Annotated in this window: 11 protein-coding genes; 8 read left to right on the top strand and 3 right to left on the bottom strand. The window is 60.2% G+C overall.

The window, feature by feature from the left end; genetic code table 11:
* Window positions 1–631 precede the first annotated feature (631 nt).
* Window positions 632–2,806, top strand: a complete 2,175-nt coding sequence (locus FHT73_RS09865; RefSeq protein ID WP_246712089.1) for an adenylate/guanylate cyclase domain-containing protein — start codon at window positions 632–634, stop codon at window positions 2,804–2,806.
* 136 nt (window positions 2,807–2,942) lie between these two features.
* Here FHT73_RS09865 and FHT73_RS09860 read toward each other — a convergent pair whose 3' ends face one another.
* Window positions 2,943–3,980 (bottom strand): FecR domain-containing protein, encoded by a 1,038-nt coding sequence (locus tag FHT73_RS09860; RefSeq protein WP_183711290.1) that lies wholly within the window; start codon window positions 3,978–3,980, stop codon window positions 2,943–2,945.
* Window positions 3,981–4,378: 398 nt separating this feature from the next.
* Here FHT73_RS09860 and FHT73_RS09855 point away from each other — a divergent pair, with 398 nt between their 5' ends.
* The gene (locus FHT73_RS09855) at window positions 4,379–6,058 is read left to right on the top strand and encodes an FAD-dependent oxidoreductase (RefSeq protein WP_183711288.1); all 1,680 of its coding nucleotides are present in this window, start codon (window positions 4,379–4,381) and stop codon (window positions 6,056–6,058) included.
* Between the two features lie 441 nt (window positions 6,059–6,499).
* Here the strand turns inward: FHT73_RS09855 and FHT73_RS09850 are convergent, their stop codons facing one another.
* Complete coding sequence (locus FHT73_RS09850; protein WP_183711286.1) at window positions 6,500–6,796, bottom strand: PRC-barrel domain-containing protein; 297 nt, start codon at window positions 6,794–6,796, stop codon at window positions 6,500–6,502.
* A gap of 655 nt (window positions 6,797–7,451) precedes the next feature.
* Between FHT73_RS09850 and FHT73_RS09845 the strand changes: the two genes are divergently transcribed.
* The 6 genes from FHT73_RS09845 to FHT73_RS09820 all read left to right on the top strand — a co-directional run bounded on the left by FHT73_RS09845 (window position 7,452) and on the right by FHT73_RS09820 (window position 13,916).
* Window positions 7,452–8,462, top strand: a complete 1,011-nt coding sequence (locus tag FHT73_RS09845; RefSeq protein WP_183711284.1) for a substrate-binding domain-containing protein — start codon at window positions 7,452–7,454, stop codon at window positions 8,460–8,462.
* Between the two features lie 46 nt (window positions 8,463–8,508).
* Window positions 8,509–9,783: an extracellular solute-binding protein gene (locus FHT73_RS09840; protein WP_112415646.1), complete on the top strand. Its 1,275-nt coding sequence runs from the start codon at window positions 8,509–8,511 to the stop codon at window positions 9,781–9,783.
* Window positions 9,784–9,855: 72 nt separating this feature from the next.
* Window positions 9,856–10,707: a sugar ABC transporter permease gene (locus tag FHT73_RS09835; protein ID WP_183711282.1), complete on the top strand. Its 852-nt coding sequence runs from the start codon at window positions 9,856–9,858 to the stop codon at window positions 10,705–10,707.
* Window positions 10,704–11,561 (top strand): carbohydrate ABC transporter permease, encoded by an 858-nt coding sequence (locus FHT73_RS09830; RefSeq protein WP_183711280.1) that lies wholly within the window; start codon window positions 10,704–10,706, stop codon window positions 11,559–11,561. Before FHT73_RS09835 ends, FHT73_RS09830 begins: the two co-directional genes overlap by 4 nt.
* A 13-nt stretch (window positions 11,562–11,574) precedes the next feature.
* On the top strand, window positions 11,575–12,633 hold the full coding sequence (locus tag FHT73_RS09825; protein WP_112608465.1) for an ABC transporter ATP-binding protein: 1,059 nt from the start codon (window positions 11,575–11,577) through the stop codon (window positions 12,631–12,633).
* A gap of 32 nt (window positions 12,634–12,665) precedes the next feature.
* Window positions 12,666–13,916 carry a neutral trehalase gene (locus tag FHT73_RS09820; RefSeq protein ID WP_183711278.1) on the top strand — a complete coding sequence of 417 codons (1,251 nt, stop codon included), beginning with the start codon at window positions 12,666–12,668 and terminating at the stop codon, window positions 13,914–13,916.
* Between the two features lie 90 nt (window positions 13,917–14,006).
* On the opposite strand, the gene FHT73_RS09815 is transcribed toward FHT73_RS09820, so the two are convergent.
* Entirely contained in the window at window positions 14,007–14,906 is a 900-nt protein-coding gene (locus FHT73_RS09815) for an AraC family transcriptional regulator (protein ID WP_183711276.1), read from the bottom strand.
* Window positions 14,907–14,952 lie beyond the last annotated feature (46 nt).

Raw genomic sequence — 14,952 nt, 5'->3', positions numbered from 1 at the left:
TGGCGGTTCTTCGCCAGACAACCGCTCGCTTTCCCGCGGCGGAGCACTATGTGAGGATTGGGAGGCAATGTCGTCGTCCGGCGGCACGAGGCCCAACAGTTGGGCCGGCCTCATCAGGTCTAGTCAATCGTCGCGCTCGTACCAACCGCGCGACAACACCTAAGTAATGTCTCCATTTCCTCCAAGCATCATCACCTTTTAGACGGCGCATTTCGCTCGCACTAAAGAGGCTGCGGCCATGAGCGCCCCGCCGGCCTGCTTCGATGTCGACGCCAGGTCCATCGCGCTTTTGTCGTAAAAGGCAAGATGCACAGTCCTGCCTTTCGACATTAAGATTTGGACCCGGTCTTACAAACGTCTCGACAGCCCGAACAGCCATGTTCGATTCCCGGGAATGGGCCCATGCCTGGGCTGAAGCGATGGATTTCGCGAAGTCTTAGCTAACCTGCGGCATTGCCTCAACTATCGCCGTGCAAAATTCTTCTCTCCATCTCTTCAATATTTTCATCATTGCATCGTGCACGGGAACAAAGCAGCGTATTATTCCCTGTGTAGCAGACCGATAGATTTTTGTATTTCTTCGAACCGTTACTTATTGCCGGAGATGCAGGGCAAAGGGGCTGACACCACAATGGTGACGCGTGCGCAGCAAATTGGCGTCGTTATCGGCCTGGCCTTCGTCACGGCATTGACGACCCTGCGGGCAAGCGATCCTCCGTTGTTAAGGCTCGCCCGCGATTTGACATTCGACCAGTATCAGCGCCTGGTGCCCCGGAACTTCGAAAACCAGCCTGTCCGGGTCGTCGACATAGACGAGGCGTCGCTGCGGGAGTTCGGTCAATGGCCCTGGCCAAGAAACCGGATTGCCGCGCTTGTCGACAGGCTTTCGGATCTGGGCGCGGCCGCCATCGCTTTCGATATCCTGTTCGCCGAGCCGGATCGTCTGTCGCCGCGCAACGTCGTTCGCGATGTCATGGGCGTCGATCCGTCGCTGCTTGGCAAACTACCGGATAATGATGAGATTTTTTCCCAATCGCTGTCGGGAAGGCCTGTAGTTCTGGGCTTCGGCCTCTCCAACGAAGGAAACTATCTGCCGCCGGTCAAGGCAGGGTTTGCCTATACCGGCGAAACTCCCTTCGGTGCGCCGCCGGCGATCAAGGCCGCCACGCCGTTGCAGCCGCAATTGGAAACCAATGCTGCAGGGCTCGGCCATATCAGCCTCAATCCGGGCGCCTCATCGGCGGTGGTGCGCGCGGTTCCGCTTTTTCTAAGCGACGGCAAGCAGCTTTATCCCAGTCTCGCGCTTGAGGCGCTTCGCGTCGCACAGGGAGCCTCCACCTACGTGCTTGACGCTGCGCCGCACACACCCAATACGCTCACCCGGGTCAAGATTGGCAATTTCGTCGTGCCGGTAACGGCCGCGGGCGAGCTGTGGCTCTATGTCAGCCGCGATACCGCGGAGCGCTATATTTCGGCAAGCAAGATACTCGCGACCGAAGGCGCCTCCGCCGATATGAGAGCCGCCATCGAAGGCAGTATCGTTTTCGTCGGAACCTCCGCTTCTGGCCTCCAAGATGTCCGCACGACGGCCCTTGACGAGAATGTGCCGGGTGTCTCCATCCACGCGCAGATCGTCGAGCAGATCCTGTCAGGCCGCTTCCTTTCCCGACCGGATTGGGCAGACGGACTGGAAATCCTGTCCATCGCCGTCCTGGGCAGCCTTTTGGTGATCGTCACCACCTTCGTCAATCCGGCCACGGCCCTCGCCTGCGGCCTGCTGATTACCTTTTTTGCCCTTGTGGCCTCCTGGGCTGCCTTTCTTTATGGGGGGCTTCTCTTCGACCCACTGGCACCGATCGTCTCGGGATCGATCACGCACTTCGCTGCAACGGCATTCCGCTTTCTCGTGACGGATCGGGAGCGGCGCGACGTGCGGCGGGCTTTCGGCCATTATCTTTCGCCATCGCTGCTCCATCGCATCGAGCATACGCGCAATGCCCTGCGTCTCGGGGGAGATGAACGCGAGCTGACGGTCATGTTCGTCGACGTGCGAAACTTTACCCAGATTAGCGAGGAGATGAGCCCGAGCGCCGTCGTCGCGTTTTTGAACACGCTGCTCGATGCGCTCAGCCACCATGTCATCGCCAATGAAGGCACGCTCGACAAGTTTATCGGAGACTCGATCATGGCCTTCTGGAATGCCCCCGTCGATGTCTCCGATCATGCCGGCAAGGCCGTGCGGGCGGCTCTTGGCATGCGCGAAACACTCGCACGCCTCAATGGCGACGATGCCTTCGGTTTCGGAGACGCGCGACGGGTCGGGATAGGGATCGGCATCCATACGGGGCTCGCCTGCGTCGGTAATATGGGGGCCGAGACCCGTTTCAATTACACGGCAGTTGGCGATGCCGTCAACATTGCCGCGCGTATCGAATCCGCCTGCAAGGACATCAATTTCGACATTCTGGTATCCGAACCGACGGCGGGCTTGCTGCCCGACTGCGCCCTGCTCGAAGCGGGAGCGCTGACGCTGAAGGGTAAGAGTATGCGAACTAAGCTCTTTGCGGTGGTCGGCGACGAACGCGTGGCGAGATCCGCCGGATTTGCCGAATTGCAGGCTACGCACAGGCAGCTTGTGAATGCCCTGCGAACTCGGTCAGCGAGCAGCCGCAAACTCATCAGCGCCGCCAAACTTAAGGCGCAAGCCGCGGCAACAGGACTGTTGCAGGGCTTTTACAGCCACATTTCGCGACGAGGCGGACACTTCGCCGACGAGACTGCGCAGGACAAGGCAGCCGACATCTAAAGTAGTTCCAGCAAAAGTGCCGAGCCGTCTTGCGTCCGGAACTGCGTAAAAGCAAGAAGATAGAGCGTTTTCGCGATTCGAGGAAAAGCGGAAATGCTCTATCTGATTTGAAAGCCATCCTGCGCAACTCACGGCGCTATCGCTGGTGATGCCCACCACCGTGATCGCCATGGTTGCCGCCATCGCCATGGCTGTCCTTGTCGTCTCCTTGATGATCACCCCATCCGTGATCGCCTCCGCCATGATGGTCGTGATGTTCATGGTGATCGTGATGCTCGCCTTCGTCGCCATCATGCTCGTGCGGTTTGCCTGACTTGTCGGGCGCACTTGGCGGATTCGAGACATCCGGCGTGCTGGGAGTTTCGTGTGGTGCGGCAGGCGCCTCGGCGTGTGGCGATTCCTGGGGGCTGGGTGCGCTCGGCGTATCGTGCGGTGCCGGTGCTGGATTATTCGCCGGAGCGCTGCGCGGAGAGATCCCGTTAGGCTGGCCCCTCATCGCCGTCGACAGACCACATCCACCGCCGGCAAAACCCATTCGTCCCGAAAGTTGCTGATCCCCGGACAGAAAAGGCAGAGCCCGCTGATTGCCCAGCGTTTTGAGAACGTCGCGATTGACCCGACGAGGTTCACTGATCTGACCGTTGCGCTTCGCAACGACACAATCACACTGCTGTTTCAGTTGCCTGCAGCCGCCAGCGCCACAGAATTGCGCAGCGCCGTTCAACAGCACGACCGCCGTCGTGCCGTTCGCCCCGACATAAAAATCAAACGCGGTTCCACGCACGCCGATCGTTCCGGCGGGCGTCACGATCTGATAGGCTGAGTGGTTCGAATTTCCGCTCATCCAGCGAAAGCTACCCTTTGCCGCATTTATGGTCAGCTTTTTCACTGCGCCCGAGTCATCAAACACGAATTTGTCGATGGTAACGGACGATCCGGCTCCGACAGCCAGTCTCGTGCCGTCCCGAAATGTGAACTGGCCGAGGCCCGAAATCGAGGTGCGAATTTGCTCGTCCCGATGAACGGGATCGTCGACCGCGAGCGGACCACCAGCACCCGTAACTTCGGTTTTAATCAGCACCGCCTGGCCGACCTTCTCGGCGGCTTTCGAAGACAATGGTGCGAATAGCATGGCGCTCAGCACAACGGTCACGGCGTGACGCAAACAAAACACCGCACCCTCCCAATATTATTTGTATATTATCATAATATTTTAATAAATACAAATCGTAATTCATAATCACAAATATGTATATCTTTAGACCGTCGAGTTAAAATTCGCCAAAACATGCGTGTATTCCACTGAATATGTTTTCATATATATTCTGGAAGGAAACTTATACAGTAATTACAATAATATGCCGGCGGCAGCTCTTGCAGATAGCTCAAAAAAAGAAGTGCCTATTCAAGGCTGCTGAGCTCGAAGAGTTTGAGGCAGGCTCCTTGAACAACGTGTATGAATATCGGCTGGCAGAGGCCCTCGAAAGAATTGGCTTTGGTCGCGCGCAATGTAGACTGGCGAACTGTTCCGGATGTTGTCATACAAGTATAGGCCGATACGGAGTTCACATCATGGCGATCAGCGATGCTCGGTGGGAGCAAACATACCCAACGCTTTCAGCTCTTCAAATCGGTGCGGCGCGACGCTTCGCGAGCGGCGAGCCGCGCCGTTTCGGCCCAGGTGATGTGCTCTACGAGATCGGCACTCGCAACGTCCCTTCCTGGCTGGTTCTGGAAGGCTCGGCCGATGCAATTCAGCGTGGCGCGACTGGGAGATCATCCGTGATCGGCACCTACGGTCCCGGCCAGTTCACCGGCGAGACCAATCAATTGTCTGGTCACGCAACCCTCGCATCGGTCGTCGCGGGCGATAAGGGCGTATTGGCTATACCTTTCGATGCGCCGCATCTGCGTGCACTGGTGATCGGGTCGGCGGATGTGGGTGAAGCAATCATGCGCGCCTTTATACTCCGTCGCGTTGCGCTGATCGAAGAAGGGCGGATCGGAGGTGCGGGGTCGGTTCTGGTCGGACGCCGGGATGCTCCCGATATTGTGAGATTATCGGGATTTCTCACCCGGAATGGCTATCCCCACGCCCTTATCGCAGCATGCGAGGTCGAGGGGCGCGAGCTGGTGGAGCGGCTGGGCATCGCACCGGAAGATCTGCCATTGATGATCTGCCCAAACGGAACGCTGCTCAGAAATCCGAGCGACGCGGATGCGGCGTCTTGTCTCGGCATTATGCCGGATCTCGATCCGAAGAATGTCTATGACGTCGCAGTTGTCGGAGCCGGACCGGCTGGGCTGGCCACTGCCGTTTATGGGGCATCTGAGGGATTGTCTGTTCTCGTTGTCGATTCGCGGGCCTTCGGCGGCCAGGCGGGTGCATCCGCCCGGATCGAAAATTATCTTGGCTTTCCGACCGGTATCTCGGGACAGGCTCTTGCAGGTCGGGCCTTTAATCAGGCGGCGAAATTCGGTGCCGAGCTTGCGATCCCGCTGACCGTCGGAAAGCTTCGCTGTCATGGAACCGATTCGGCGGCTCCATTCTCCCTTGAACTTAGCAACGGATATACTGCACGGGCGCGTTCCATCGTGATCGCGTCAGGAGCGCGCTACCGGCGGCCCGATATTGCCAATGTCGAAGAACTGGAGGGGGCCGGCGTCTCCTACTGGGCATCCCCGATTGAGGCTCGCCTTTGCGCCGGAGAGGAAATCACTCTGGTCGGCGGCGGAAACTCAGCCGGCCAGGCCGTTGCTTACCTCGCACCGCAGGTAAGCCGCCTGCACCTCGTGGTCCGGCGGCCGCTCGAGCAAACCATGTCCCAATATCTGATCGACCGGATAGCGGCATTGCCCAATGTCGAACTCCATGTGGGTATCGAGATTGTGGACTTGCATGGTGATCGAGAGACAGGTCTGACCGGTGCCACCTTCCGTAATGTTCGAACCGGAGAGACCGAGGAATGTGCCTCGCGCCACCTCTTTCTGTTTATCGGCGCCGATCCCTATACCGGCTGGCTCGATGGCTGTGTCGCGACTGATGGAAAGGGCTTCGTTCTCACAGGAGAGCTCATCAGTGATGGCGAGCGACTGCCGCTGGAGACGAGTTGCCCTGGCATTTTTGCCGTCGGAGACGTACGCGCCGGCTCCACCAAGCGGGTCGCCGCCGCCGTCGGTGAGGGTGCGGCCGTCATCGCTCAGATCCATTCCTTTCTGGCGCGCAATGTCGGAGGTCAAAATAAGCACTAGCCGACCACGGGTCATCACCGGCTGGCTATTGTCGGCATCCCTACCTTTTTTCACGCTTGGCTGCATGCGTAGAGTTCCAGGAAAAAGTGCGCAGCGGTTTTCCGTCCGGAATTGCGTGAAAACAAGGAGATAGAGCGGTTCAGGGATTCCGCGAAAAGCTGAACCGTTCTAAGTATTTCCCGACACGGCTTGGAACCTTTCTGGTCTAGCCAACCCAAGGGGACGCGCAATTTTCTGCAAGCTCCGCAGATGGGATCTACCAAATGATGGATACGGCTTAGGCGTTGCGCCTGATACGGCCGGCACCGGTGTCGTCGACGGTAATGAAGGGCGCCGAAACCAGTCCGGCGTCCACAACAGTGGGCTTCGATACCTCTCACGTATGGACATCTCGGTTAGAAGCGGGAGCCCGTCGCACATGCGAAAGCTCCTTTCTAGTGCCTAATCGCGATGTTCGGGCATTGCCTTCAGCTGGTCCTTTGTCCAGGAAGTCACCCCATGGACCTCGCCGCTTTCGTCGCGCATGAAATCGAGATCGGTCACTCGAACGGACACCGGCTTTGCGCCGATACCAAGGAAACCGCCAACGTCGATCACGACGCTGCTGCTGGTGCCGGCTCCATGCACGTGGTCAACCGTGCCAACCTTGTGATCATCAGTACCATAGATCGATGCGCCTTCCAGATTAGCCTGCGTGAGTTCCTCTTCGGTTAGTCGTATGTGGTTGCTATGATCCATGAGTTATTCCTCCTTTACCTTCGGGTGTAGCGTCGATTAGCGATGTGATTGGCCTTGCATTCCCGTGTGTCCGTCTACCTGGATTGATTGCCACTGGGGCTTGGCCTTTCCTTTTCCGTTCATCAAAAGAACGAACGGCCATGCGAAAGCTTTGTTCCGGAGGGCGCGGTTCGGAAGTCAGTCCCTATGACCGACGTCTGCCAGCGTGTCGGCCAAACTCCCCTGGAAACACTTGGCGTCTGCCATTTAATCGGGGTCTTGCTCACTTTGCGTGGTTAAGAGATCACTAGTAGTGACGCCGCTATGGGCTGGCATGCGACCAAAATCGAAATGGTCGCCCGGTCCGGGCATCAAGATGCAGAGCGTGGTATTCGGCGAGGAAGGCTGTTGGCTGCGTCTGCTTGCGGACCACCCTAGGGCATATGCCCGGATTGCCGATATTGCGCCCGGCGAAGCCGATTGCGCCAAGGCGTTTCAGACGCCTGCTCATGCGACACCAGGTGCCTGCGCCGTTCCTTTTCCCAACGGCGGATGTATCGGGCAGCTCCTAACTCTCGAATGATCATAGCGGCCGTGCATGAAGGATATCCAAAACGTTTTGACTTGACTACCAAAACGTTTTGGAGAATCCTTTGTGCCGTTCTGGAGGATGATCTTGGCAAATCTCAAGCAACTCGCGCAGTCGCTCGGACTGTCGATCACAACGGTTTCCCGTGCACTCGACGGTTACGACGATGTCTCTGCAGCAACCCGGAAGCGGGTGAGAGAGGCTGCAGACGTGGTTGGCTACCGCCCGAACGCATCGGCGCGCAGGCTCAGAAAACAACGTGCGGAACTGGTTGCCATCACGCTGCCGAGCGACCCCGGTCATATCGGTCCGCCGCATTTCCTCGACATGCTCTCCAGCTGTGCCGAACATCTTGCGAGTGCGGGTCTCAACCTGGTCATCGCGCCTGTGCCACGCGGTGAAAGCGAACTCGACATCTGCCGTCGTTTCGCTGATGGCCGCCGCGTCGACGCCATGCTTCTCGTCCGAACCAGGCGGCAGGACGAACGCGTCGAATTTCTCCAGTCGCGCGGCATTCCCTTCGTCACCAACGGCCGCACCGAAAGCCTTGTGCCGCATCCCTATATCGACGGCGACGGTTTTGCCGGGTTCCACGCGGCAACGGCCCGTTTTCAGGCCGCCGGCCACCGCCGCATCGGCCATATTGCCGGGCCACAGGACTATTACTTCGCCCATGTGCGCTGCACGGGCTGGAAGGCCGCGATGGACGAGGCAGGTCTGGATGCCGATCTCTGCGCCGAAGGCGCGCCGACGGAACAGGGCGGTTATCTCGCCGCACTGGAATTGCTCCGGCAGCCTTCGCGTCCCACCGCGCTCGTCTGCTCCACGGACGAAATGGCGATCGGAGCGCTCAGAGCGCTACGCGAGATCGACGGCGGCGAAGCGATCAGCATTGTCGGTCACGACGACCTGCCGACGGGCGCTTTCACCAGCCCTTCCCTCTCGACCATGCGCATGACCGGCGAAAACCTCGGCGCGAGCTTCGCCTCGCTGCTGTTGCGGGCAATCGCCGGCGAGCCTGCGGAGGAACTGCAGGAGCTTCACGCGATCGAATTCATCGATCGCGACAGCCATCGCCGTCCGATGAAGGCGGCATGATCCGACACAGCGCATCACAGATAAAAACAATGAAGGAGGAGAGAATATGAAACGCATCACGTCATTCGGAATTCTGGCTTCCACTGTGCTGGCCTTTGCTTCGCCGGTACTTGCCCAGACGGTTTTTGTATCCACCCAGCTTCGCCCGATCGAAGAGGCGACCGTCGTGCGGCAGGATCTGCTGAAGGATGCCGGCAAGGTGGATTATGTGGTCGAAGAACCGCCGCAGTTCGCCGTACGCATGGAAGCAGAGGCCAAGGCCGGTAAGCACACCGTCAGCCTGGTCGGCGCGCTGCACGGTGAGCTTTCGCCACTTGCCGACAAGGATCAGCTCGAACCGCTTGATGACCTCGCTAAGAAGCTCGCCGGCGGCGGCATGCCGCAATCGCTCCTCGATCTCGGCAAGCTCGGCAAATCCACCCAGCAATACATTCCGTGGATGCAGGCAACCTATGTCATGGCCGCCAAGAAGGAAGCCCTGCAATACCTGCCGAAGGGCGCCGATATCAACGCCATCACCTACGATCAGCTGATCGAGTGGGGCAAGAACATGCAGCAGGCGACGGGCCAGCCGCAGATCGGCTTCCCGGCCGGTCCCAAGGGCCTGATGGCACGTTACTTCCAGGGTTATTTCTACCCGTCCTTCACCGGCGGCGTAGTGCGCACCTTCAAGAACGCCGATGCCGCTGCAGGCTGGGAGAAACTCAAAGCCCTCTGGGCCTATGTAAATCCCAACTCGACCAATTACGACTTCATGCAGGAGCCGCTGGCCGCGGGTGAAGTCATGGTCGCCTGGGACCATGTCGCCCGACTGAAGAATGCCATTTCCGCCTCGCCGGACGACTATGTCGTATTCCCGTCTCCGGCCGGCCCCAAGGGCCGCGGATACATGCCCGTTCTCGCGGGCCTTTCGATCCCGAAGGGTGCCCCGGATGCGGCGGGCGCGATGAAGATCATCGAGACACTGACGACCCAGAAGATCCAGCTGCTCACCGCGTCCAAGGTCGGCTTCTTCCCGACGCTGAACGTCCAGCTGCCGCCGGATCTCGACAAGGGCGTCGCACTTCTCGCCGGTGCCGTCACCAAGACCCAGGCGGCCAAGGATGCCGTGATCTCGCTTCTTCCAGTCGGCCTCGGCGACAAAGGCGGCGAGTTCAACAAGGTCTATATGGACAGCTTCCAGCTGATCGTGCTGCAAAACCAACCCGTCGGCGACGTGCTGGCCAAGCAGGGCGCCGTCATGGCCAAGCTGATGACCGATACCAAGGCTCCCTGCTGGGCACCGGATGCCAAGAGCGACGGCGCCTGCCCGGTTCAATAATCCTCCCTGGAGTGCCTGGGCGCGAATGCCCGGACATTCTTTCTGCAACCCTGCTTTTCGAGGCGGGAGCCCATGACCCAAAACCGACCCTGGACCCCCTATCTGCTGATCCTGCCATCCCTCGTTTTCCTCGGCCTGCTTTTCATCGTGCCGCTGGTGCAGACGATCTGGCTGGCGGTCTCGGATGATGGTGCACCGTCGCTTGCAAACATGCAGCGCATGGCGACGGACATCAATTTCACCCATTCGGTGCGCAACACGTTCCTGCTGACGATCGTGGTCGTACCAGTCCAGATCGCCATCGCGCTCGCCATGGGCACGATGGTCGCCAAGATCGGTCGCGGGCGGGAGACGATTCTGTGGATTTGGACGATCCCGCTCGGCATTTCGGATCTCGCAGCCGGCCTCGTCTGGCTGTCGATCCTTCAGAATACCGGTTATTTCAACTCGCTGCTCTTCAGCCTCGGCGTGATCAGCCGCCAGGCGAGTTGGCTCTCCTACCAGACGCCGGTTGCGCTTTTCATCGCCATCGCGGTGGCGGAGATCTGGCGCGGCACGGCGATCGTCATGGTCATCATCGTCGCCGGCCTCAACCAGGTGCCGAAGGAGTTCAAGGAAGCCGCCGAAATCTTCGGGGCCGGTCCCTGGACGCGCTTCTGGAAAATAACCCTGCCGTTGATCCGCCCGGCGCTGCAATCGGCCCTCATCCTGCGCACCGTGCTCGCCTTCGAGGTCTTCGCAGTCGTATATGCACTGGGCGGCCGTAATTTTCCGGTTCTCGTGGGCGAAGCTTACAACTGGCAGAACCAGAACCAGAATTACAGCGTCGCGGCCGCCTATGCGGTTCTGATCATGCTCATCTCGCTCGCCGCAACCCTCGTCTATCTCAAGGCCTTCAAGGTCGATCCGGAGCGCCTGCCATGAACATGCAAGCCATTAGTTCCGAAGCAGCAGCCGCCAATCCCGCAAGCTTCGTTTCATCGCGCCGCTGGTTGCTCTGGAGCGGTATCACCGCGCTTTGCGCCTGGGTTTTGGTGCCGATCTATCTCGTGGCGCTAGGCGCACTCGGCGGGCGACAGGGCGTCTACATCTGGCCGAAGACCGGCCTGCCGACCGGCATCTCGCTCGAACCCTTCATCCTCTTCCTGCAGACGGAAGGGGTCGTCCGCTCCTTCCTCAATTCGCTGGGCGCCGCAGGCATCACGGTAGCCCTCTCCATCCTGCTCGGGGCGCCCGCGGGCTATGCGCTCGCCCGCTACAATTTTCCGGGCAAGGACAGCTACCGGCTGCTGGTCCTGCTGACGCGTGCCTTCCCGCTGGCGATCCTGGCGCTGCCGCTCACCGTCTCCTTCATCCGGCTCGGCCTTTACGATACGATCGTCGGCGTCGGCCTGATCCATACGGTCCTGGCGCTCCCCTTCGCGGCTCTAGTGACCCAGGGCATTTTCCTTGGCGTCCCGAAAGAGCTGGAAGAAGCCGCATGGGTTTTCGGCTGCACCCGCATCCAGGCCTTTTTCAAGGTCGTTGCGCCGCTCGCCTTGCCGGGCATCGTCGCAACGGCCGTCTTTGCGTTCGTCATCTCGTGGAACGAAGTCTTCGCCGCCTCGGTGCTGACGGTGCGCAACCGCACGCTGACGGCCTATCTGCTGACGGTGCTTTCCGAAAGCCCGATGCATTATCGCTTCGCCGGCGGCCTGATGCTCATCCTTCCCTCGGTTGTCTTCATCTTCGCGGTCAGGCGCTACCTTTTCGCGATCTGGGGCATTTCCTCCAAATAACGGGACCAATTCCATGGCCAATATTGTCATCGACCGTGTCCGCAAGAGTTTCGGGGCATTCCAGGCCCTGAAAGAGGTCTCGCTGACGATCAACGACGGTGAATTCGTCTCGCTTCTCGGCCCATCCGGCTGCGGCAAGACCACGCTCCTGCGCATCATCGCCGGTCTCGAAACCGCATCCGGCGGCGATGTCCGCATCGGCGACAAGTCGGTCCTCGGGCTCGCTCCCAAGGATCGCGGGCTCGCGATGGTCTTCCAAAACTACGCGATCTTCCCGCATATGACGGTCTACGAAAACGTTGCCTTCGGGCTGCGCATGCAGAAGGCAGATGAGGCGCGCATCAAGGCGCAGGTCGAAAAGGCCGCCGGCCTGCTGCATATCGAACAGTATCTCGACCGTTATCCGAACAAGCTTTCGGGCGGCCAGCGCCAGCGCGTCGCCGTTGCCCGTGCGCTTGCCGTCGAGCCCAAGGTACTCCTCATGGACGAACCGCTGTCCAACCTCGATGCGCTGCTTCGCCTCGAAATGCGTACCGAACTCAAGACGGTGCTGCAATCGGCCGGCACGACGACAATCTACGTCACGCATGACCAGACGGAGGCGATGGGCCTTTCCGACCGCATCGCCGTCATGCACGGAGGGATCGTCGAGCAGGTCGGCTCGCCGGTCGATGTCTACAATCATCCCGCAACGCGCTTCGTCGGCGGGTTCATCGGCAATCCGCCGATGAACTTCATCAAGGTACCCGTCCTGAACGGCCAGGTCTCTGCCGGTATCGAGCAACTGAATGCACCGCAGGAAGCCGGCAAGGAGATCATCCTCGGCCTGCGCGGCGAGGCGGTCGAGCTTGCGGGCCTGCCCGAGGGCCTCGAAATGAAAGTGCGGGTCGCCGAACCGATGGGCTCGCACCTGCTCCTGACCGGCTCGATCCACGATCAGCCCGTCCGCGTCATTCTGCCTGCCTCCGAAACCGTTGGGAGCGGCGATACGATCGGCCTGAAGCTCGATCGCAAGCGCATCACCTGGCTTTCGCCCGAAAGCGGCAAATCCTTTCCGGCCGTGATGGCCTAGGGGGCGTCCCTCCCCGATACCGGAGTACCTACATGAACCTGCATATCGATCAAGCCAAGCGTATTCTCGTCGCCAACGACCGCGGCGGCTATACGGTTCCGACGGACCGGCTCTATCCCTTCCAATGGAACTGGGATTCCGCCTTTGTCGCCATGGGCTTCGTGCTCTACGATACGGACCGCGCCTATCGCGAACTGGAGCGGCTGATCGAGGGCCAGTGGACGGACGGAATGATCCCGCATATCGTCTTCCACCAGCCGAGTGATACCTATTTTCCGGGCCCGAGCGTCTGGCGCACCCGCCATACGATCCCGACCTCCGGCATCACCCAGCCACCCGTTTTTGCCATCGCGCTCCGCAAGCTGCACGAAGCCACCGGCGACAAGACCCGCACCCTGCCGCTCTATGAGGCGGCCCTGAAATGGCATCGCTGGTGGTATGCGGCTCGCGACCCTGAGGGGACCGGCCTCGTTGCCCTGCTTCATCCCTGGGAAAGCGGCAGCGACAATTCTCCCGCATGGGACCTCGCGCTCGCGCGCGTTCCCACCACTACCGACACGCCGGTCGTGCGCAAGGATACCGGCCATGTGAACGCTTTGATGCGCCCCCGCAACGAGGACTATCAGCGCTTCATCCACCTGGTTGATACCTATGCCGCCTGCGACTGGGAGCCGGCCAGACAGTGGGCGAAGGCCGCCTTCAAGGTCGCCGAGATCCAGACCACCGCGATCCTGCTCAAGGCCGGCGAAGACCTCGAAGCGCTCGCCCACGAATTCGGCCGCATGGAAGACGCGTCCGAAATCGCCGCGCTCAATGAAAAAACTCGTAACGCGATCCTCGCCCAGTGGCGACCCAATCTGTCACGTTTCGTATCCCGCGATCTCGTTTCGGGCTGGGATATCGAGGCTCCGACACAGGCGGGCTTCATCCCGCTTCTGTCGCTCGATCTCGACCAGGCGGTCGTCGGCGCTCTCGTCGATGAAATGAAGGCATGGTCCAAGGGGATGAAAGTCGCCTTCCCGACAGTAAAGCCCGGCGTCGCCAGCTGGGAGCCGAAACGCTACTGGCGCGGCCCGGCCTGGGCGATCATCAACTGGCTGCTGATCGACGGCCTGAAGCGCAACGGCCGGGCCGACGATGCCGAGAAGCTGCGCAAGTCGACCATCTCGGCGATCGAGGCGGAGGGTTTTGCCGAATATTTCGACCCGGTCACCGGAGAGGGCTGCGGCGGCCTTGGCTTCTCCTGGACGGCTGCAGCTTATATGTGGCTCGTCGCATCATAAATTTAGGTGCCGGTCGTGCTACGCATAAATCTTAGATTGTGCAAGCAAATCAAGGCAGTAGAAGCAGAGACACTCGCCGGTAAGCTGAAATCAAGCTACCCCTACCAAGCCCGGCGAGGCGCGCAAGCGGGCTATGTCGCGCGCCGGCGGTTCTCCAAAGTGGCGCCGATATTCGCGAGTGAACTGCGACGGGCTTTCGTAACCCACGCGGAAGGCGGCAGTCGTGGCGTCGATGTCATCGACCAGCATCAGGCTGCGCGCGTCCTGAAGCCTTAGCTGCTTCTGGAATTGCAGCGGCGTCATCGCCGTCACGGCGCGAAAATGCTCGTGCAGGCTCGACGGACTCATGCCGACTTCCGCAGCAAGCTGCTCAATGCTGAACCGTTCCCGGAAGTTCTGCCCGATCCACGCGATTGCGCGGCCGACCTGTGCAACCCGCCCCTGGCTGGAGGTGATCTGGCGCATCCTGGCACCATCCGGACCGGCGAGCAGGCGATAGAGAATTTCCTGCTCGGTCAACGGCCCGAGTACGGGCAACGCTGCCGGATCGTCGAGCAGAAGCAGCAGGCGCAGCACCGCATCGAGCAGATTGGCGCCGGCGTCGGACACCGTCTTGCCTATGGGCCGAGCGGGCGCTCCCGGTGGCGGCGACACGTGCAACGCCAGCTGTCCCAGCATGACTGGATCGAAATCGAGGAACAGGCAGAGATAGGGCTTGTCAGGTGTCGCCTCGACCACCTGGCCCGTCACCGGCAGATCGTAGGTCACGATCCCATAGCGGCCCGGAGCATATCTGAACACGCGCTCGCCCAGGGTGACCTCCTTTTGCCCTTGTGCGACAAGGCATAGTTGCGGCCGGTATACGTTCGGCATCGGCATCGTCACCGTGGAGGATCGAGCAAGCGTCACACGTTCGATGGGGGTCGCGTGGAAGCCATCCTTCGAGACGTGCCGGGCAATCACCGCAGCGATTTCAGACAATGTTTCCATGAAGCGGACCATCGCATGCGAGCAGGAAGGCGGCAAGGCGAAACCC

The sequence above is a fragment of the Rhizobium sp. BK098 genome (assembly GCF_014193155.1).
Taxonomy (GTDB): Bacteria; Pseudomonadota; Alphaproteobacteria; order Rhizobiales; family Rhizobiaceae; genus Rhizobium.
The sequence above is the reverse complement of the archived record's forward strand: the minus strand, read 5'-3'. Positions and strand labels throughout refer to the sequence as shown.